General features: G+C 52.5%; 12 protein-coding genes and 2 pseudogenes. 13 read left to right on the forward strand and 1 reads right to left on the reverse strand.

Annotated features, from left to right (window positions below; translation table 11 throughout):
- Positions 1-155 precede the first annotated feature (155 nt).
- From Mag101_RS06105 to Mag101_RS06125, 5 genes are all read left to right on the forward strand, one after another.
- The gene (locus Mag101_RS06105) at positions 156-1682 is read left to right on the forward strand and encodes a tryptophan halogenase family protein (RefSeq protein WP_077408106.1); all 1527 of its coding nucleotides are present in this window, start codon (positions 156-158) and stop codon (positions 1680-1682) included.
- Positions 1683-2127: 445 nt separating this feature from the next.
- On the forward strand, positions 2128-5121 hold the full coding sequence (locus Mag101_RS06110) for a TonB-dependent receptor (RefSeq protein ID WP_157520206.1): 2994 nt from the start codon (positions 2128-2130) through the stop codon (positions 5119-5121).
- A gap of 202 nt (positions 5122-5323) precedes the next feature.
- Positions 5324-6781 (forward strand): SH3 domain-containing protein, encoded by a 1458-nt coding sequence (locus Mag101_RS06115; RefSeq protein ID WP_077402232.1) that lies wholly within the window; start codon positions 5324-5326, stop codon positions 6779-6781.
- An 11-nt stretch (positions 6782-6792) separates the two neighbouring features.
- Positions 6793-7887 carry a dipeptide epimerase gene (locus Mag101_RS06120; protein WP_077408108.1) on the forward strand — a complete coding sequence of 365 codons (1095 nt, stop codon included), beginning with the start codon at positions 6793-6795 and terminating at the stop codon, positions 7885-7887.
- Positions 7888-7920: 33 nt separating this feature from the next.
- Positions 7921-8706: a MurR/RpiR family transcriptional regulator gene (locus Mag101_RS06125; RefSeq protein WP_077402235.1), complete on the forward strand. Its 786-nt coding sequence runs from the start codon at positions 7921-7923 to the stop codon at positions 8704-8706.
- 164 nt (positions 8707-8870) lie between these two features.
- Here the strand turns inward: Mag101_RS06125 and Mag101_RS06130 are convergent, their stop codons facing one another.
- Positions 8871-10361: a transglutaminase-like domain-containing protein gene (locus Mag101_RS06130; RefSeq protein WP_232325162.1), complete on the reverse strand. Its 1491-nt coding sequence runs from the start codon at positions 10359-10361 to the stop codon at positions 8871-8873.
- A gap of 150 nt (positions 10362-10511) precedes the next feature.
- Here Mag101_RS06130 and Mag101_RS06135 point away from each other — a divergent pair, with 150 nt between their 5' ends.
- The 8 genes and pseudogenes from Mag101_RS06135 to Mag101_RS06160 all read left to right on the forward strand — a co-directional run bounded on the left by Mag101_RS06135 (position 10512) and on the right by Mag101_RS06160 (position 19997).
- A complete protein-coding gene (locus Mag101_RS06135; RefSeq protein ID WP_077402237.1) occupies positions 10512-12128 on the forward strand; it encodes a serine hydrolase in 1617 nt (538 codons plus the stop codon).
- A 47-nt stretch (positions 12129-12175) separates the two neighbouring features.
- Complete coding sequence (locus tag Mag101_RS06140; RefSeq protein WP_077402240.1) at positions 12176-13252, forward strand: S66 peptidase family protein; 1077 nt, start codon at positions 12176-12178, stop codon at positions 13250-13252.
- Between the two features lie 169 nt (positions 13253-13421).
- Positions 13422-14816, forward strand: a complete 1395-nt coding sequence (locus tag Mag101_RS06145; RefSeq protein WP_077402242.1) for a Na+/H+ antiporter NhaC family protein — start codon at positions 13422-13424, stop codon at positions 14814-14816.
- Between the two features lie 73 nt (positions 14817-14889).
- Entirely contained in the window at positions 14890-16968 is a 2079-nt protein-coding gene (locus Mag101_RS06150) for an aminotransferase class I/II-fold pyridoxal phosphate-dependent enzyme (RefSeq protein ID WP_077402245.1), read from the forward strand.
- A gap of 155 nt (positions 16969-17123) precedes the next feature.
- A pseudogene (locus Mag101_RS18295) lies at positions 17124-17672 on the forward strand (M15 family metallopeptidase); the annotation flags it as partial.
- 153 nt (positions 17673-17825) lie between these two features.
- A pseudogene (locus Mag101_RS18300) lies at positions 17826-18299 on the forward strand (exo-beta-N-acetylmuramidase NamZ domain-containing protein); the annotation flags it as partial.
- Between the two features lie 15 nt (positions 18300-18314).
- Entirely contained in the window at positions 18315-18806 is a 492-nt protein-coding gene (locus Mag101_RS18305; RefSeq protein ID WP_418287763.1) for a hypothetical protein, read from the forward strand.
- 3 nt (positions 18807-18809) lie between these two features.
- Entirely contained in the window at positions 18810-19997 is a 1188-nt protein-coding gene (locus tag Mag101_RS06160) for an acyltransferase family protein (protein ID WP_077402250.1), read from the forward strand.
- Positions 19998-20002 lie beyond the last annotated feature (5 nt).

Raw genomic sequence — 20002 nt, forward strand, 5'->3', positions numbered from 1 at the left:
TCGGTACGAGATTGTCGCAACCTGAATTCGGTGTTGTAATAAATCGCGAAGCATTATGCAGGCTATATTGCCACTGAAAGCGTTGTGATTACACCGTAAAAGCGTCGCAGTGAAATTGGTAGTTTGGTTTCGAGAGAGAACTTTTGGGGGTTATGGTGGATAGTCGTTTTTCCGTGCTGATTGTGGGTGGTGGTACCGCGGGTTGGATGGCTGCGAACCTGCTTGCCCATCACTGGAGAGACTTTCCGGTCAAAATTTCCTTGGTTGAATCTACCGAAATCGCGACGGTTGGCGTGGGTGAGGGGAGTACGCCTTTTTTAAAGAATTTTTTCCGCACGCTCGGTATCGATGAGTCCGAATGGATGCCTGCGTGCGATGCGACCTATAAATCCGGCATCCGATTCCCCAATTGGTCAAAAGTACCGGGGTATGAATCCTACTATCACCCGTTCTTTTCTCCTTTGGATAGAGAAACCGGTCAAGAATTTTTTGCTCAGGCGAATTTGCGGCGTCAGGGTGAAGCAGTAGAAGCAGTACCTGATTATTTTTTCCATGCACCATATCTTTCTGCCGCCGGAAAGGCGCCAATACCAAAACGGCCATTACCATTTGAGCTGGACTACGCCTATCACTTTGATGCAGGTCTACTGGGTAAATTCTTGCGCGATAAAGCGATAAAGGCTGGTGTTGAACATAAGCAAGCCACTATTGAGCGGGTTTTGGTAGAGAGCGGTAAGATTGCCGGGTTGCAGACTACCGCGAGTGAGAACCTGGCCGCTGATTTTTATATTGACTGCACGGGTTTCCGCAGCGCGCTATTAGCCGCGTTGCCGGGTTATCAATTCAACGAGTACAGTGACACTCTGTTCAATAATGCAGCAGTCACGCTGCAGGTGCCCAGCGATGGCACTGGCCCCATTAAATCTGAGACAGTGTCCGAAGCCATGTCCGCAGGCTGGATGTGGGATATTCCCCTGCAAAGCCGCACAGGGTATGGCTATGTATATAGCGACCAATTTCTTTCCGCTGAGCAAGCGGAGCAGGAGTTGCGGGGTCGGCTTGGCAAGACCGATGAGCTTGAGTGTCGCCATCTAAAAATGCGTGTAGGGCGCGTTGCAGAACATTGGTCGGGTAACTGCCTGGGGGTTGGACTTTCTCAGGGGTTTATTGAGCCATTGGAAGCGACCGCGCTGATGTTGGTCCAGTTCACTGTTGAGCAGTTCGCCCGCTCATTGCTTGTCGAGGGTATGCCGAACCCAGGTGCTTCAATTACAGGTGCTGATTTGGGCGCTCCTCGTGAGCACTTCAATCGCACGATTAATGAGATGTTTGCCGGAGTGCGGGATTATGTTGCTGGGCATTATCTGTTGAATACCCGTGACGATAGTCCCTACTGGCAAGCGGTCCGAGATCAAAGTAAACCACCTGAACGGTTGTTGAAATTGATGGACTGTTGGGACAGTGGGGGGGATTTCCCCGAGCTGTTGAGCGCATTGGGTGCGGACAAAATTTACTCAATGGCCAGTTGGTATTGTTTGTTTGCCGGCATGGGGCGTTTTCCCGAGACTACTGGAGTGCAGTCCGTTGAATCGCAGAAGTTGATTCGAGAGCTGAAGTCATTTTGCGGTGGCAACACGGGGCGTTTTAACGAGCATCGTGCTTATTTACAGGCGTTGAAATAAGCCGAAAGAGCCCGGCGGCTAGTTCTTCTTCTGTGAATACATCAGCCGTCGTCTTATTTTTCTGTGTGTTATTTATACAATAATTTATTCTTTTCTATTCTTTTGAGAATTCAGCCAGTGAATAGCTTCGATGATTTAAGCGTCACCGTTTGTAACTGCGCCCGTCTTTCAAGATGTCTAACCTGTCTTTATTATCTTTCATAGAAATTTTCTTGAATTTTTTATGATTTTTGCCTCGCCATCAGCGAATTTTTTTCGCAGAATGGCCGTGGAATATCTTATTCATTGCGCTAGATACGAAAGGTATATTTTATCGGTTGAGCCGATAGAAGCTATCGACCAATAAACAATAAATTCGTATCCAGCGGGCGCTGATGGGAAGTTGAGAATACCAACCAACTTTTCCCCGTGGGGACACACACAATAAATGCCTGGGAGGCCATCCATGTTTGAAAGAAGTAAGCTGAGTAAATCGCTCGCTGATATCGCAAAACGACAGTTGCCAGCGGCGACTGCACTCGTTGCAGGTGCACTGTTTTCAGCCTCTGTTGCGGCACAGCAATCAGGAAGCATTGAAGGTACTGCGTATCTTTCCGATGATGTTAAAGCCGCTGGTATTACAGTAACTGCGACAAGTCCCGTGATGCCCAAGAGCCGTACCGTCACTACCAACGCGGAAGGAAAGTTCAGACTCCCAGCGCTTATCCCGGGTACTTACTCTCTGACCTTTACAGGTGAGGACGGTGTTTCTCGTACCGTAAAAACACGTGTTTTGCTTGATCAGGAATCCAATCTCTCTGTGACCCTAGTGTCAGATGAGGAAGATCTGGAAGAAGTTCTGGTTTATGGTCAGGCTGTTGAGATTGTCGGCGGTGGCGCTTCTGTTTCCAATGCAATTGGTGCAGACGTTATTGACGCGCTTCCTGTGGGTCAAAGCTACCGGGACCTGATTAAGCTGCTGCCGGGTGTACAGTTTTCTGAAGACTCTGTCCGTGGTCCTAATGCAGGTGGTAGTGGTCAGGACAACAATTATGCATTTGATGGCGTAAACGTAACTCTGCCAATGTTCGGTACTTTGTCCGCTGAGCCTTCAAGCCAGGATATTGAGCAAGTAGCTGTAGAGCGTGGTGGTGCTAGAGCGATCGGCTTTAATCGTTCTGGTGGTGTTAGTATTGATACCAAATCCAAATCAGGTACCAATGAATTCCAAGGTAGTGTTAACTACAAGTTTCAGCCTGCAAACTTACGTGCTGAAACTGTCGATGGCGTAAGATCCGAAACGGAATACAGCTGGATGACTGCGAACTATAGCGGTCCTTTGGTCGAAGATACGCTGTTCTTCTATGGTTCCTATTATGGTCCGACGACAACTCGCGATAACAAAGAGACCGCTTACGGGCCTACCAAAGACTATTTGAGCGAGCGCGACGAGTACTTCGGAAAATTGACCTATGCGGTTACTGAAGACATTCTGCTGAACGCTAGTTACCGTACGTCTGAGCGTACTGGTGAAGGACTTTCGATCGCTTTTGACGAAGCGGACTCTGTCTCTACTGGCGAAAAGTCCAATCAGGACATCATTACTTTTGATGGTTCGTGGATTATCAGCGATAGCACTACATTTACTTTCCAATACAGTGATTATGCGCTGGAAACCCTGGGTGTCCCCGATTACTTCGTTTCGACTCAGCCCGCTTATGGATCGGCTCTAGATTTGGCGCAGCTCGACCAGGCGGGGTACTTCAATGTGCCCAGTCTCGATCCAGACAACCCCGACTACGATAATGATTTAGCCCAGGCTCTGATCGACCTCTATGGTTATGAGGAAAATGGTGAGCGTATTGGTGGTGGTGGTGTTGGTGGCTACAGCTCAATCAGCGACCAATCTTTCTACCGCGAAGGCTTTGAGATGGCTTTGGAGCACAACTTTGATGTTGGCTCGACCAACCATCAGCTTCATATTGGCTATCAGTGGTCTGAAGGCACAGAAGACTTGTCGCGTATGTCGAACGGTTGGGGTGCTATCAGCTATGTTGGTGGTGAGGAGCTTACGCCAGATGGTGACCCGATTTATTTCCAGGCTTACACCGAGCAGATGAGTCTTGTGGATGCGGACGGCACTTCTGTTCCGACGATCAAGTCGAGCACCGTTACCCATAATTTTGAGATTAACGATTCTATCGAGTGGAACGACTTCACCTTTAATGTTGGTGTTCTGATTAGTCAGGATACCTATTTTGGTCAGGGTCTGAAGGAAAACTCCAATAATTATTCTGGCTTTGAAACTGCTCCGGGCAATAAGTACGAAATGTATCAAATTGACTGGAAAGATATGATTCAGCCGCGACTGGGTGTTACCTGGGCCTACAACGGCGAAGACACCGTATTTGCGAACTTTGCCCAGTACAATCCCTCTGCGAGCTCATTGGCCCGCGCCGCATCTTGGGATCGTAACTCCGCGCGTCAGTTGGATGTATGGTGGGATGCTGACGGAAATTACTTGGGTAATCAGGGCCGTCGCGGATCCTCCGGTAAGATCTTCCAGGAAGGTCTGACACCTCGTCGCGTTGATGAACTGACTATTGGTACTACCAAAGGTTGGAGTGATAGCCTGAATACTCGTGCTCATGTGCGTTATCGTGAAGGTTCTCATTTCTGGGAAGATGCGTGGAACTGGGCTCGCTCGGATGAAGGTTGCTACGGTGACTTCGACGGTGACGGTATCAACGAGCATTGCGTTCCGGCGGATATTGAAGCCTTGGGTCCCTATATTCCTGATCTTCAGCAATACAGAGACGAGATTGGTGGCTCTTCATATGTTATCGCAGAGATGGATGGTGCCTATACCAAATATTGGGAGCTGTCTCTTGAGGCTGAGTGGTATGGCGAGCGTAGTTACCTGAATGCTTCATATGTTTACAGTGAATACACTGGCAACATTGACCAGGACAATACTTCTTTTACTAATGATGCCAACCTGTTCATCGGTTCTTCCAGTTATGCGGATGATTATGGTCAGTACACTTGGGACTTGAAGAAAGGTACTTTGCGTGGTGACAAGCCGCATCAGTTTAAAGTGTTTGGTTATTACACTCTGGACTGGAACGCGAACGTTGGTGCCTTCTTGACCTATCAGTCTGGTCAGGCTTGGGAAGCATGGGATGGTTCAATCTATGGTCGTAGCTATGACACCATGCGTTACGCTGAGCCTGCTGGTAGCCGTCGTACCGGTAGCCACTGGCAGATGGACTTGAACTACACGCAAGACTTTAATGTGTTGAGTGATTACACCGTGAAGTTCCGTGCGGACATCTTTAACTTGTTCGATCGTCAGACTGGTTATAACCCGCAGCCGTCAGTGGACAGCGAGTTGTTTGGTCAGCCGCGGAGCCGCTATAGCCCACGTCGTGTGCAGCTGTCTCTTGGTGTGGATTTCTAACAAACTTTCTCTCTTAGATCCTATGACTTGCCCCGGCTTTGCCGGGGCTTTTTTCGTAATGGATTTGTTAAATTAGCGGAATATAAAATTATTCGATAAATAGTCGACCGTCTCAAAATTATTGAATAATTTATTCGTAATTCGCGTGCAAAATTATTATTATCTGTTTCCGTAAATGGGAATAACGACCACAAAAAGTCATATGAAGTTTGCCTCTTTCGATTCCAAGACAGTGCGAGATTTTGCTCTCGTCATTGTGACCGGCCTGACATCTTTAGTGCTTGTGTCTTGCGATGCGCATTTGGATGAGGAGGGTGAGCAAACAGCACTTGTGCGGAAAGTTAGCGAGCGGCCAGAGTATGTTTCGGATGTACCGAAACTTACCGAAGAAATGCTGAGTGTTAAGTTTTGGCAAGAAAAGATCGAGCGTGACGCTGAGCGGTTACGTACTGATGAAATTGTTGCGCTAAATACTGAGAGTCTCACACAGGATTCTTACCTGCATAATCTGGCGGATTTCCCTGAAATGCTGGCTCGACAGCAGGTGCTCCAGTTGATCGATCAGGTGAGCCGCCCGGCATCTGCGCCGCGGTATCGATTGGATGGGAGGGGCGTTTCCGAGCAGGATTACGCTTCGCTCGAGGCGGCAGTTCAACGCACTACTGTGCCGGAATCGGTTGAAGTGCAGTGGGGGGTGGTGGTTGCGCGTGCGAGTATGCGCAGTTATCCGACTATGCTGCGGATTTTAAAGAATACTGATGACCGCGATCTGGATCGCTTTCAGGAGACGGGTGTTTTTCCTGGCCAGCGCTTGGCAATCTTGCACGAAAGTGCCGACGGTGAGTGGTGGTTTGCGGTTAACTATCACTATGCTGCCTGGTTACCAAAGCGAGCGGTGGCCGTTGGCGAACGCCAGCAGATTAATGCCTGGCACCAGCAGTCTCACCGGGTGACAGTCTCCGGGGCCCAGGTTAGAACTAACTACAACCCAGAAGACCCAAGGACATCCGAGGTCGTTCTGGATATGGGTGTATCACTACCGCTGTTGACTGCAGCGGAAGTTGGCCACAACGTGAATGGGCAAAATCCCCATGCCAGCTACATTGTGTCGCTACCGGTGCGTGACGCAGAGGGTAGGTTGGAGTTTGAGCCGACACTGATTGGGCGTGGGCAGGACGTCACGGTCGGTTTGCTCGAGTATCGCCCCTCTCTTGTTTTGCAGCAGGCATTCAAGTTCCTCGGTGAGCGCTACGGGTGGGGCCATGATTATAACGGCCGCGACTGCACAGGCTTTGTTGGTGAGGTGTACAAGTCCTTCGGTATCTTGATGCCACGCAACTCTGGGCAGCAGGGTAAAAGCGAATTTGCTCCAACCAAACGCTTTGCTGCGGATGATCATGTTGCCAGAGCCGAGGCGTTAGGAGAGTTGCAGGTAGGCGACCTGATCTATATTCCGGGACATGTAATGATGTTTATCGGGGAGGTCGATGGTGAGCCTTATGTCATTCACGATGTGACCGGACTGAGCTATTACCAGAGTGACGAGTCCTTTTATAAGGGCACTCTGTCAGGGGTGTCGATTACACCGTTGACGCCGCTGTATTTGAATAAAGAAAAAAGTTTTGTGGATGGCATCTACGCCATAAAAACCATAATTTGATCGGTAAAGCCATGAAGATTGTTGACGTAAAGCTGGGCATGCTGCGGGTTCCACTCATTACTCCATTCAAGACCGCGTTGCGGACCGTTGAGTGTGTAGAGGATGTTGTGGTGATGCTGGAAACCGATACCGGGCACATAGGCTACGGTAACGCGCCTGCTACTGCAGTAATTACTGGGGATACACACGCCTCTGTGATTGAGGCGGTGCGCAGTGTGTTCACGCCACTATTGCTGGAGCGCAATGTTGCAGATCTGAACCAGCTTACACGGCAAATTCAGGGGGCGATGATTAATAACACCAGCGCCAAGGCGGCGGTGGAAATCGCGCTGTTTGACCTGTTTGCGCAGAGCCATCAAACACCCCTGTACAAAATTCTGGGCGGCGGTGAGAGTAGTCTGACCACGGATATCACCATTAGCGTCGACTATATCGACAAAATGGTGGCCGATGCGGAAAGCGCCGTGGAGCGGGGTTTTGAGATTCTCAAGTTGAAAGTGGGTAAAGATATCGGTCTTGATATCGAGCGCATTAAAGCAGTCTATTCTGCGGTTAAAGGGCGTGCCCTGTTACGGCTGGATGCCAACCAGGGGTGGACACCGAAAGAGGCGGTGCTCGCCATTCGCGGTCTTGAGGATGCCGGGGTGTTGCTTGAACTGGTCGAGCAGCCGGTTAAAGCCAGCAACCTGGAGGGTATGCGCTATATTGCCGAGCGTGTGAGAACACCAATAATGGCCGATGAAAGCGTGTTCGGCCCACACGAGGTGATACAGGTAATCAACCAGCGCGCCGCCGATATTATTAATATTAAGTTGATGAAAACCGGTGGTATTTCCAATGCGCTCAGAATCGCGGATATCGCGGATTTGAATGATGTGGACTGCATGGTGGGCTGCATGCTGGAAACTAGTATTGGTGTGTCGGCGGCAGCGCATATGGCTGCGGCGAAGGCACCAGTGGTCTCCAAATTGGACCTGGATGTGCCCTCTTTGTGCAAATTTGACCCCGTGGTCGGTGGCGCTACCTATAAGGATGCGGATATCATTCTGAATGAAACCCCGGGCCTGGGTATTGAAAAAATTGAGGGCCTGCAGCTTCTGGCCTGAGTGCCAGTGTGACGCGGAGTAAGTTGGTACCCCATGAACTGTTTGTTAAAAATGCGCGCTATGCGCGAACAGTTATCGGTAAATGAGCGCAAGCTTGCCGATTTTATTCTGGATAATACGCAGTTGCTGCGCGATTACTCGTCTTCGCAGCTGGCCGATGCCGTGGGGGTAAGCCAGTCTAGCGTGGTGAAGTTCTCTCAGAAGCTCGGCTATCGAGGCTACCCAAGCCTCAAGCTTGCCGTATATGAATCTTATGCTGGTGCAAGTATCGCGAGTGATGAGGATCAAGCTCGCCACCTGGGGCAGGCAAACAGCCCATTGAGCACTTTGGGGCAGAAGAAACTCGAGGTGCTGGAAAATACAGTCAATATCAACGAGTCGGAGCAGTTGTCAGCTGCAGTCAAAGCAATTCGCTCTGCCCGCTGTATTCAGGTTTCGGCGTGCCCGGGATCCGTTTCCGTTGCGCGTTACCTGACCCATCAATTGCTTGAATTGGGCTGCTGGGCAGTATTTGATGAGGGTGGCCAGCTACAGCACAAGATTGCGGACTCGCTCAGCGATGATGATTTGCTGTGTATCCTGTGCGATTTTGGTGGTGAGGAATCCCTGGTTGAGGTCGCGAACCGTGCTCGCGAGCATGGCGTAAAAGTATTGAGTCTTACCCGCTACAACTACAACGCGGCCAGCATCCATTCGGATATTCGACTGTACGTGGTGCCTTCTGAAGACGATGAAGCGCTGCAGCGATTACTGTTTCGCTCTGCGCAGTTGCATGTCATTGAAGGGCTGATCAGTGGCGTGTTGGAAGAAAATGGATAACTAGCGTTGTAGGACCCAGCTCCCGCTACAGAATTGTCAGACAAAGTCTTCGCTAGTTGATTGCATCGATAAGCTCAAAGACTCTACAAACTAAAAAGGCCGCCAGATCATACCTGGCGGCCTTTTTAGTGGGCTGCGTATAGTAGGCTGCGTGTTTGCCTGCATTAGTGCGCGGCGGCTTCTACCGGCTTCCAATCCATGTTGTAACTCCACTGGTCAAAGTAGAGGTTGCCACCGCGCCACTCAACTTCACCGCGCTGGCTGTCAACGGTCTCGGAGCGGAAATGCTGTTTGGCCGGGAAAAATGGTTGGCTGTAATCCGTGTTAAAGATCAGTCGATAGCTATCGAGCCCACCGAGATAGAACCAGCGCTCAGCGTCTTTCTCGCTATCCAGCACGCCATGGGTGACGTCCATGGGCATCCAGCCATATGGGGCCAGATAGAACTCCCCCCAATCATGCATTGTGTCGAAGCCCTCCGGGGAAAATTCCCAGCCGGACTCCCAGCGCGCGGGTATGCCATTCATGCGCATGAGTGTGATTAGCAGTAGGGTCTGTTGTCCGCAGTCTGCATGGCCTGCCTGCGCAGCGTATTGGCTGATATTGCGGATCGTGGAATATTCACGGGCACCCGCCCAGGGGATCTGGTCGACGTAGTTAAACAGCTTCTGGGCGATGCGATAGGGGTTGGTCTCATTCCCTACGATGCGCTCGGAGAGGGCGCGCAGTTCGGGGGTGAACTGGATATGTGGTGCGCGTTCTGCGAGGTTGCTTGCCAGGTTTTCGCTGGTTGCTGCCTGATTGCTCAATGGCTTCACCAAGTTTGCTTCAATGTCGGTAAAGCGGGAAAGGCTGTTGAACGTATAGCGCACGGAAAATTCTGTGGGGACTCCCTTTTCTGCAGTGCGTTCCATGTAAATGGTCCGCTGGGCCTGAGTCTCCGGTGCCAGTTGATTCTTGGCTGGTGAGCTTGAGATTAGCGCAATCTGTTCCTGTCGCCCTGAAATTTCCTGCGGGAAGGGGAGCCAGGCGCGAACCACTTCTCCAGCCGGCACCGCATCGGCATCGACGGTGAGTGAGTAGGTCACTTCAAAGCGCTGCTCCAGGGGTGCTTTGGTTTGTTGGTGGGTATCTACTACCGCAGCGTGGTGTGGGTGCAGGTGATACAGCGGTGCTTTATCCGTAAAGCGGCGGTAGTCATTAGTGCGAGCGGCCGCTTCACTGGAGATGTGGACTAGGTTGTAAGCGGCTTTGCGGAAGTAGCGGCGCTCACCATTGATGATCTTGTACTCGAGTAATCCTGCGGCATTCCATTTGGCAATGTCGTCTTCGGTCGCGTCAGGGATGTAGCGCTGGATAGAGCCCAGCAACTCTTCCGGCTTCAGTGTGAATTCCATCTCAATTCTGCGCATGCGTTCCGCTTCGAACTCGAGTGCCGAATCGTCTTCCTTATTCGTCTCGTTATCCCGCATTTCTTGAATTACCGATTTTGCACTTTGATAGTTGCCCTGATCTACCTGTGTGCGCACTGATGCGAGGCTGTAGCCGCTTGTTTCACTGCTGTGTGCGACGCCGGTGGAGAGCATACTTATTGCCATCGCCAGAGGGCGGGCAAGCTTGCCCAGGTTGACGGGGGAGTGTTTGGTATCTTTCACGGCATGCTCCGGCAAAAATTCGTCAGGAATAATTTATTATTTACATAAATTTCACTGCTTGATAAATTATTCGGATGTTGGCGATACGTCAAGGCCGAGACGTGACGATTTAGCCCTTCCTTATATCAGCTTGCGGAGTACATCCTGACAATGCGCCGTTTTACCACGATCAGCCTGTGTGTTTTTTCATCACTTGGATTGAGTTTACTTGGTGGGTGTGAAGACCAGCTGCCTGGTCGCGAGGATACCGTGTCTTACATAGAAAAGGTGCTGGAACAGGAGCGGGTGCCTGGTGCGGCGGTTGCCATCTGGCATCGCGGCGAGCCGGTATTGATGGAGGGGTTTGGAGTTACCAATGTAAATGACCCGCGCCCAGTCGACGGGCAAACCTTATTCAAACTTGCGTCGACCAGTAAAGCGTTTACCACGGCGGCACTCGGCCTGTTGGTCGAGGACGGCAAATTGGACTGGGATGGTCGTGTGGTGGATTACCTTCCGCAATTTCGTCTGGGTGACCCCTGGATTACAGCGGATTTCCGCGTGGTGGACCTTCTTACGCACCGCTCCGGCCTCGGGCCGGGAGCGGGTGACCTGATGTTGTGGCCACAACCGAATGCGTACAGTCGCGACGATGTGTTGAAAGGACTGGAATTCTTACCGATTACCCGGCGTTTCCGCGCGGACTATGCGTACGACAACTTGCTTTATATCGTTGCGGGTGAACTGATCGCCGAGGTGTCAGGCCTGAGCTATGAGGACTTTGTTCAGCAGAAGCTGTTAGAACCTCTGGGCTTGGAGAACTGCTATGCAGGCCCGGTACCGGCTGATGCCCGCGATAACCTTGCCGACCCTCATCGGCTGGAAGCGAGTGATGGCGAGCGCGGCAAATTGGTAGTGGATACGCCTAACCTGGCTGGGTTCGATCCGATCGTCCTCGCGGCGGCGGGGGGGATGCATTGTAGTGCGGGTGACATGCTTACCTGGTTGCGGACGCATTTGTCCGGTGGGCAAATGCCGAATGGAAGCCAATTGTTTACTGAGCAGACTCGTGACCGTTTGTGGCGGCCTGAGACATTAATGCCATTGTCACAGTCGCGGGCTGCCCGCGACGGCGGCCACTTTTATGCTTATGCACTTGGCTGGCGGGTGCAGGATATGCACGGTAAGAAGGTTGTACACCATACCGGATCACTGTCAGGGATGTACGCTTGGGCGGCGATGGTACCTGAAGAAGACCTGGCCATTGTTGTACTGATGAACCGCAGTGCCGGTGCGGCGCGACAGGCGCTGATTTATGGCCTGCTCAAGCCTTACCTGCAGGCATCGGACACCGACTGGCTGGCATACTTTCAGGAACTTTACGGTACGCCTGCCGAGGCCGTTGAGCCCGAAGAACTCACTGCACCGGTAGGTTTTACGCGCGTGTCAGCCCAAGAGCTTTTGGGGCTCTATCGTGATCCCTGGTTTGGTGACATAAAGATTGTCGAGGAAGAGGGCGTGTTGCGTTGGTATGCGCTCAAGTCGCCGCGCCTGACCGGCACCATGACTGGTGCAGGGGAAGGGGTGTGGGGCGTGGACTGGGATGATCGTAGCCTTAATGCTGATGCGTGGGTGATGGCCGATCGAGCAGAATCCGGTGTGATACTGCTAACCATGCAGGCGAAGTCCCGGGGTACCGATTTCAGTTACGGCTTTCACGACCTGAGGTTTGAGAAAGTTTCCGGGGTCGAATCGGCAGAAATACCGATACTCTCCTCAATACAATAATTTTCCCAAGATATAAATTGCGAACAACGCTTTTGTAGGAGGCTGATATGCAACGGCGCAAGCTCATTCAATCCCTGGTTTCTGCGCCCCTGCTGGCTGCTGGGGTTTCCGCTGCTTCTGCTGGCGAGGCCGATACAGTGAGTGCTGGTTACAGCAGCCAAATGGAGGGGGAAGGGCTGTTGCGATCGAAACGCCTGAAGTCTGGGATGACCGTTGGCTTGGTGACACCGGCCAGTAACGCCTGGGAGGATGAAGATATCCGCTTTGCCGGTGATGTGGTGCGGTCGTTAGGATTTAAGGTGAAGGAAGCAGCGAACCTGTATCGTCGCTCCCAATATCTTGCCGGGCCAGACGAAGCGCGTGCACAAGATCTCAACGCGATGTTTGCAGACCCCGATGTAGATGCTGTGTTCTGCCTGCGTGGGGGCTACGGCACGCCGCGAATCCTGCCGATGCTCGACTACGGGCTAATTCGCCGCAATCCAAAAATCTTACTGGGGTATAGCGATATCACGGCATTGCTGAATGCGATTTATCACCGCAGTGGGGTGATGACTTACCACGGACCTATTGCCGCGCAGAATTTCACCGACTACACCCTGTCTGAGTATCAAAAAGTACTAGTGAACGCGCAATCCAGAGTGCCCCTCGGTACGCCTCCGGTGTTTGAGGCCTCCCCGGGACGAGTGGAAAACCGTAATCGAATTACCCGTTTTGCCGGTGGCAATGCCCGGGGACGCCTGATTGGAGGCAACCTGTCTTTAATGGCGAGCCTGGTGGGTACGCCGTTTGAACCAGATTACCAGGGCAAAATCCTGTTCCTCGAAGATGTCGGCGAAGCACCTTACCGGGTGGATCGAATGCTCACACAGCTTTGGCTGGCGGGCAAATTGCAGCAGGTTGCCGGAATTGTATTCGGCAAGTTCACCGAGACGGGGACCGATGGTAATACATTCAGTATTGAGCACGTTTTGCGCGAGCGCACTGCGAGCCTTGGTATCCCGGTTGTCCGCGGCCTGATGATTGGTCACGTGGATGACCAGACGGTTGTACCGGTCGGTGCCCTGGCTGAGCTTGATGGTGATGAAGGTGTCCTGACCTTGCTGGAGCGCCCCGTCGCCTGATAGACCCTTGCTCTGGTTTAGGTATCGGTCGCGGCGATAAGTGCCGACATTTCCCCTGTGTGGTCTACTGGTAGCATGCGGTAACGTGCAATATTTTGTGGTGCTTGCCGGTGGGCCCGACACAAATCGTAAATAAATTATAAAAAGATGCTTTTAGGCTCCTGTTCCTATGAATGAACTCTCCTGGTTGACGTTATTACCCCCGTTTATCGCTATCGGCCTGGCGCTTCTGACCCGCCAGGTGTATCTGGCCTTGTTTGCCGGGATCTGGCTCGGGTTTTTCCTGCTCAATGGCTCCGGATTCTTTCCATCGCTAGCGGAGGCTCTGGATGGGGTACTAGCGGTCCTGGCGAACCCGGGTGATGCGCGTGTAGTGATGTTTACCCTGGTAATCGGCGCCTTCATCATCACCCTGGAGCGGTGTGGTGCAGTGAGCGGATTTGTACGCTTTCTTGAGCGCAGCCGCTGGGTCACCAACGGCAAGCGCGCCCAGTGGATGGCCTGGCTGACGGGGATTGTAATCTTTATCGAATCCAACATTACCGTGTTGGTTGCCGGTACGGTTTCCCGCCCGCTATTTGATCGCTTTCGCGTGGCTCGCGAAAAACTCGCGTATATCATCGATTCAACGTCCGCCCCCGTGTGTATGTTGATACCTCTTAATGCCTGGGGCGCATTTAATCTCGGTTTGCTGGACGGTCTGGGAGTGCAGGACCCGCTCAAAGTGTTGCTGGCAAGTATCCCGCTGAACTTGTATGCCATCACTGCAGTGTTACTCACTGCGTACACGATTTCCCGCGATTATAACCCGGGTCCTATGGCCAAAGCACAGGCGCGCACCAGTGGCGGTGATACTGATGGAATTGATATCAGTAGCAGCATGGGTGAAAAAAGCCATGTAAAGCCACGGCTGCTCAATATGTTGTTGCCGGTGCTGGTGCTCATTTTGGCGATGCCGGTCAGTCTGTGGATCACCGGCGATGGAAAAATTTTCCAGGGCTCCGGTTCTACCTCTGTGCTCTGGGCTTCACTTGCCGCATTGGCTACGGTTTCTTTCCTGGTTTTACTCCAGCGTACGATGACGCTGGATGAACTCAGCCACACGTGGATGGAAGGTGCAGGGCGCATGCTTCCGCTAGCGATCATTCTGATTCTCGCGCTGGCGCTTGGCGCTATTTCGAAAACCCTCGGGACCGGCCAATATGTTGCGGGTCTGGTAGGCGACACCATTCCACTGGCCCTGTTGCCTGTCGTCATTTTCCTGGTGTCTGGCGTGATTGCCTTCTCCGTTGGCTCTAGCTGGGGCACATTCTCAATCATGCTGCCGATTGCAATCCCTGTGGCGAGCGCTCTGGGCGCCGAACCGGCACTGTTTGTCGCTGCCGTGTTGTCTGGTGGGATTTTCGGGGATCACAGTTCACCGATATCGGATACCACCATCGTATCTTCGCTCGCCGCTGGCACAGAGCATATCGACCATGTCCGTACCCAGTTACCTTACGCAATGCGCGCCGGTGTGGTGAGTGCGTTTGGCTTTATCGCGCTTGGCTATCTGATGCTTTGACCCACTGATACGCGCTTTTTCCCGGCACGCATCTGGCTATTTGGGCACGCAAAATATTTAGAGTTACGAAGTGATGAAAAAAAGTCCGTGTGAAATCGTCTTGCTTACCTTGGATGGTGAATTTGCATCCCGCTGGTTAAGTGAGTTGACCCCCCTGGCTGAGAACGATGCCGAGGCGCCGCTTGCCCTCACTTTTGCGCATGCGGAGTACCAGGCGCTAAATTCTGTTTTACGCGGTGGTGACACACAGATTCTTGTAATTGATGATGCCAGCCTGGGAGACCAAACTGTGCGTGACGCGCTGAATGCGGTGCGTACACAAAGAGCGGAAATTGATTGTGTATTACTTACAGGCTCCAGTGACGCCCAGCAGGAAGGTTTCGAGTGTGTTATTTCCCGCGGCGAATCCAATTACGGCGTCGTGTATCGCACCTTGCGGCGGATCCTATTGGAGCGCATTGCAACACCGTTTGCTGATGCGTTGCGGGAATACGTTTACGCCGCACGCGACTCCTGGCACACGCCTGGACATTCCAGCGGCGATAGCCTGAGTAGTAGCCCCTGGATATCTGATTTCCATCGATTTATGGGCGAGCATGTTTTCAATACGGACCTTTCCGTCAGTGTGAAAATGTTGGATTCACTGATGGATCCAATCAGTGTTATTCGCCAGGCACAGCAGCTGACCGCCAAAACCTTCGGTGCTCGCCATAGTTACTTTGTCACTAACGGTACCTCTACCTCGAACAAGATCGTGCTGCAACACCTGCTGCGCCACGGTGACCGGGTGGTGGTGGATCGCAACTGCCACAAGTCGGTGCACCACGCCATGATCATGAGTGGCGCGGTGCCGGTCTATCTGGAGTCCGCGGTCAATCAGCGCTACGGAATCTATGGGCCGGTGCCGCAGCGTGAAATTTTTGCCGCAATCGATCGCACCCCGGGTGCGCGTCTACTGGTACTTACCTCGTGCACCTATGATGGGCTGCGTTACGATCTCAAGCCCATTATTGAGTATGCCCATGCCGCAGGTCTTTTCGTACTGATTGATGAGGCCTGGTATGCCCATGGTCGTTTCCACCCGGAAATGCGTCCAACCGCACTGGAATGTGGGGCGGATTTTGTCACACAGTCCACGCATAAAATGCTCTCTGCCTTCTCTCAGGCGAGCATGATTCATGTCGGCGACTTTGGATGGCGAGAGGTGTCTGATGGCGATGCCGAGTTTGACGCGGCGGGCTTCCGAGAAGACATCAATATGCATACTTCCACCAGCCCGCAGTACGGCATGATTGCGAGTCTGGATGTCGCACGTAAACAAATGAGTATTGAAGGATTTAGCGTACTGGAACGCACCCTCGGGTTTGCAGAGGAAATCCGGACATTTGTGCGCGACAACACTGTATTCAGTAATTTGTCTGCACGCGATCTGTGTGATGATTCCCTTGCCGACGATGGCATTCGCCTTGACCCGACTAAGGTCACGATTGATGTTGGCTGTGCCGGTTTGAACGCCCCTGACGCGCAGGCGCAATTGTTTACCGAATTTGGTATTCAGGTAGAGAAAAACACGCATAACACCTTGTCCTTCCTGGTTACGATAGGAACCACAGAGAGCAAAGTGCTGCGCTTGAAGCAAGCCTTACGTAGCCTGTCGGAACAAGCGGATAGCGGCGCGAAGCAAAAGCCCAAGGCTGCTTCATCCGAAGACACTGTTGGCCAGAATCTCCCAGCACTCAGTGAGATTGTTGCTTTGCCAAGAACCGCATATTTTGCCCGTGGCGAAAAGCGTAGCTGGGAGGGCGATAAACGGGAATTGTTAATTGGTGCGATCGCTTGTGATGAAGTTGTACCGTATCCGCCGGGTATTCCATTGCTCGTACCGGGCCAGCGGATTACCACTGAAATTCTCGATGCGATTGCTGCATTTACTTCCGATCGCACAGATCTCGAAATGCATGGGCTGCGCTCGCTGAATGGTGAACCCGCCATTCGCGTGTTAACCGAGCAGGAGGCGCAAGACGCGCTTTCTGAGTTTCAGGTTGTTGCAAAACTTATCGACGGCGATGCCGAAAAGAGGCTCCCTAGTCAAAACTCCGTTGAGAAAAAAGATAATGCAGCGGTTTCTACCGGCGCCAAGGAGATTGTATGAACAGATTATGGAAGTGTGCCGCGGCAATTTTTGCGGTCGGCAGTTTGATTGCCGCCTGTCAAGACAAGCCGGTGGACATACCACAGAGTGGTATCGAAGAATCCCAAGCTACCTCACAATTTGTTTCGATTGACGCCAGCAATATCAAGGTGGCGATGCGTTATTTTACCAAGGACAACCTTGTAGGTGAGCCGCTCGATGGTTATCAGGCGAACGTATGCCTGTTGGCTGCGGAGGCGGAAGCGGCGCTGCAGAAAGTGGCGGACTCACTTGCCCGCGAGGGGCTTGGGATCGAAGTATTTGACTGCTATAGGCCGCAAAGCGCGGTGAATCATTTTGTACGCTGGGCGGCGGCACCGGAAGATCACTCGACGAAGGCGGATTTTTATCCGCGGGAAGAGAAGTCTCAAATGTTTGAGCGTGGCTATATCGCCGAGCGTTCCGGGCATAGCCGTGGCTCTACCATTGATTTGACCCTTTACCGCCTCGACAGTGGTGAGGCGCTGGATATGGGCACCGGCTTTGACTTCATGGATGAGCGCTCGGCCACAGAGTATCCGTTGGGTGATGCCGAAGCCATGGCCAATCGATTCAAGCTGCGCGATGCGATGAGCGCTGAAGGGTTTGTCAATTATTCTCAGGAATGGTGGCACTACACTTTCAAGCCAGAGCCGTATCCCGATCGCTACTTTGACGTACCGGTAGATCACGTATCCATATGGCAAGTGCAGTCGGGTTCATTACGTAATGGCGCAGAACAGCCGGAGCTTTATTTACCCTTGGTAAAAGATCAGCGTGTTGGTCTGGTTGTAAACCAGACCTCACGAGTCGGCGATACCCACCTCATTGATTTCCTGCGTGACAAAAATGTCGGTGTAGAGCGCATTTTCGCGCTGGAACATGGCGTGCGTGGCAATGTGGAGAATGGTGGCAAGGTGGATGACGGTATCGATGGCCCCAGTGGCTTGCCGATTGTCTCACTGTACGGGGGAAAGTATACGCCCACAGCGGAGAGCCTGGCAGATTTGGACTGGCTCGTTTTCGATATTCAGGATGTGGGGGTTCGCTTCTACACCTATATCAGCTCGTTGCATTACTTGATGCAGGCCTGTGCAGACAATGGTGTTCCTTTATTGGTGATGGACCGACCAAACCCGAACGGTGACTATGTCGACGGCCCGATTCTGGAGAGAGAATTCCAAAGCTTTGTGGGTATGCACCCGATTCCGCTTGTCCATGGCATGACCGTAGGCGAGTTGGCGCAAATGATAAATGGTGAAGAGTGGCTGCAAGGTGAGAACCGGTGTGCGCTTACCGTGATTCCCGTTGCCGGTTACCGCAAGAGCATGGCATACGGATTGCCGGTAAAGCCTTCACCCAACCTACCCAATGATCTTTCCATTCGCCTGTATCCCTCGCTGGGGTTGTTTGAGGGCACCACCGTAAGTGTAGGACGTGGTACCGAATTTCCATTCCAGGCCCTTGGACATCCCGCCGATCGCGAGGGTGCTTTTGTATTCACACCGCAGCCGGTTGCGGGTGCCAGTGAAAACCCAAAACACAATGGGCTGGAACTGCATGGTGATGACCTGCGTTCGTCAGACCCGCAGAGTCGTTTTAGCTTGGAGCCTTTATTGAGTTGGTCCAAGCGCACCGGAGAGGCCCCGCAGGACTTCTTTTCCCGCGCTGCATTTTTTGACAAGTTGGCGGGTACCGACGCATTACGTAAAGCGATTATCGCCGGGCAGGATGCGGATCAGATTCGAGCCACCTGGCAAGAAGGGTTGATGGCGTTCCGCACGCAGCGGCAGCCTTATCTACTCTATCCGGAGGATTGAGCAATGAGACAGCATCTCAATAGAATCCTCGCGCAGGTTCCCCGGGGTCGCTTGATGTCTGTAGATCTGCTGCGGGGAATTGCCATTGCCGCCATGGTCCTGGTAAACAATCCGGGAAGCTGGTCGTTTGTTTATGCCCCGATGGCGCATGCGCAGTGGCATGGTTGGACACCAACGGATGTTATTTTTCCGCTGTTCCTGTTTGTGGTGGGCGTATCCATGGTGTTGTCTACCGGTAAGAAAGGAAGCTTTCCGGTGGTGGGCTGGGCCCAGTGGAGCAGGGCGCTCAAGCTTTTCGCGCTCGGGCTTTTTCTAGCCATCTTTTTCTACAACTTTCGCGATTCGTCGTACAACTGGATAGAGGATCGTCTTGAAGGAATTCGCTGGATGGGCGTGCTGCAGCGCATCGCGCTGGTGTACATCCTGTGCTGCTATCTAGTGCGCTGGTTACCCACAAAAGGACTATTGGTTGCCGCAGTCCTATGCAGTGTGGTGCCATGGGCACTGATGCTGATAGTGCCTTATGAGAGTGCCAGTGGTGAAATTTTCCAGGGGCAGTTGGCTTTCGGGAATCACTTCGCGGCCTGGCTGGACCAGATCCTACTGGGAAGTGCACATGTGTATCACCGGGATGCCCAACCTTTTGCCTTTGACCCGGAAGGTGTGCTTACGACGTTTTCTGCGGCTTCAACGTGCCTGCTCGGTGTGCTTGCGACCCTCGCCTGGAAGTCGGCGGATAGTGACCGCGAAGCACAGCTCGTACTCTGTCGTAATTGGTTGGTTGCCGGAACGCTGATGGTGTTGGTGGGGCAGTTATTGCACCCTGTGGTACCCATCAACAAGGTGTTGTGGTCTCCCAGTTTTGTGCTGGTAACGGCAGGGGTGTCCATGCTGCTAATGGCCGGCCTTTATTATCTGGTTGATATTCGCGAGCGTCGCCGCGCACTAGCCCCGCTATTGGTGTTTGGTGTCAATGCGATTGCGCTGTTTATGCTGGCCGGTGTTGTCGGCCGGATTCTGATCATGATTCCGGTAGGCGATGGGACCTTGAAGGGCTGGTTATTTGGCACGGTGTTCCAGCCCATTTTCGGTAGTTATGGTGGTTCACTCGCTTTCGCAATCAGCTGTCTGGTCGTGTTTTACTGGGTTATGTGGCAAATGTACCGCCGTCAAATTATCTGGAAGGTTTAACTGCA

Origin of the sequence: Microbulbifer agarilyticus (assembly GCF_001999945.1) — a bacterium.
Lineage (GTDB): Bacteria > Pseudomonadota > Gammaproteobacteria > Pseudomonadales > Cellvibrionaceae > Microbulbifer > Microbulbifer agarilyticus_A.

Coding starts and splice junctions, on each gene's coding strand:
- Mag101_RS06110 (WP_157520206.1), top strand. CDS start 2,128: ATGTTTGAAAGAAGTAAGCTGAGTAAATCGCTCGCTGATATCGCAAAA.
- Mag101_RS06115 (WP_077402232.1), top strand. CDS start 5,324: ATGAAGTTTGCCTCTTTCGATTCCAAGACAGTGCGAGATTTTGCTCTC.
- Mag101_RS06120 (WP_077408108.1), top strand. CDS start 6,793: ATGAAGATTGTTGACGTAAAGCTGGGCATGCTGCGGGTTCCACTCATT.
- Mag101_RS06125 (WP_077402235.1), top strand. CDS start 7,921: ATGAACTGTTTGTTAAAAATGCGCGCTATGCGCGAACAGTTATCGGTA.
- Mag101_RS06135 (WP_077402237.1), top strand. CDS start 10,512: ATGCGCCGTTTTACCACGATCAGCCTGTGTGTTTTTTCATCACTTGGA.
- Mag101_RS06140 (WP_077402240.1), top strand. CDS start 12,176: ATGCAACGGCGCAAGCTCATTCAATCCCTGGTTTCTGCGCCCCTGCTG.
- Mag101_RS06145 (WP_077402242.1), top strand. CDS start 13,422: ATGAATGAACTCTCCTGGTTGACGTTATTACCCCCGTTTATCGCTATC.
- Mag101_RS06150 (WP_077402245.1), top strand. CDS start 14,890: ATGAAAAAAAGTCCGTGTGAAATCGTCTTGCTTACCTTGGATGGTGAA.
- Mag101_RS18305 (WP_418287763.1), top strand. CDS start 18,315: ATGGCATACGGATTGCCGGTAAAGCCTTCACCCAACCTACCCAATGAT.
- Mag101_RS06160 (WP_077402250.1), top strand. CDS start 18,810: ATGAGACAGCATCTCAATAGAATCCTCGCGCAGGTTCCCCGGGGTCGC.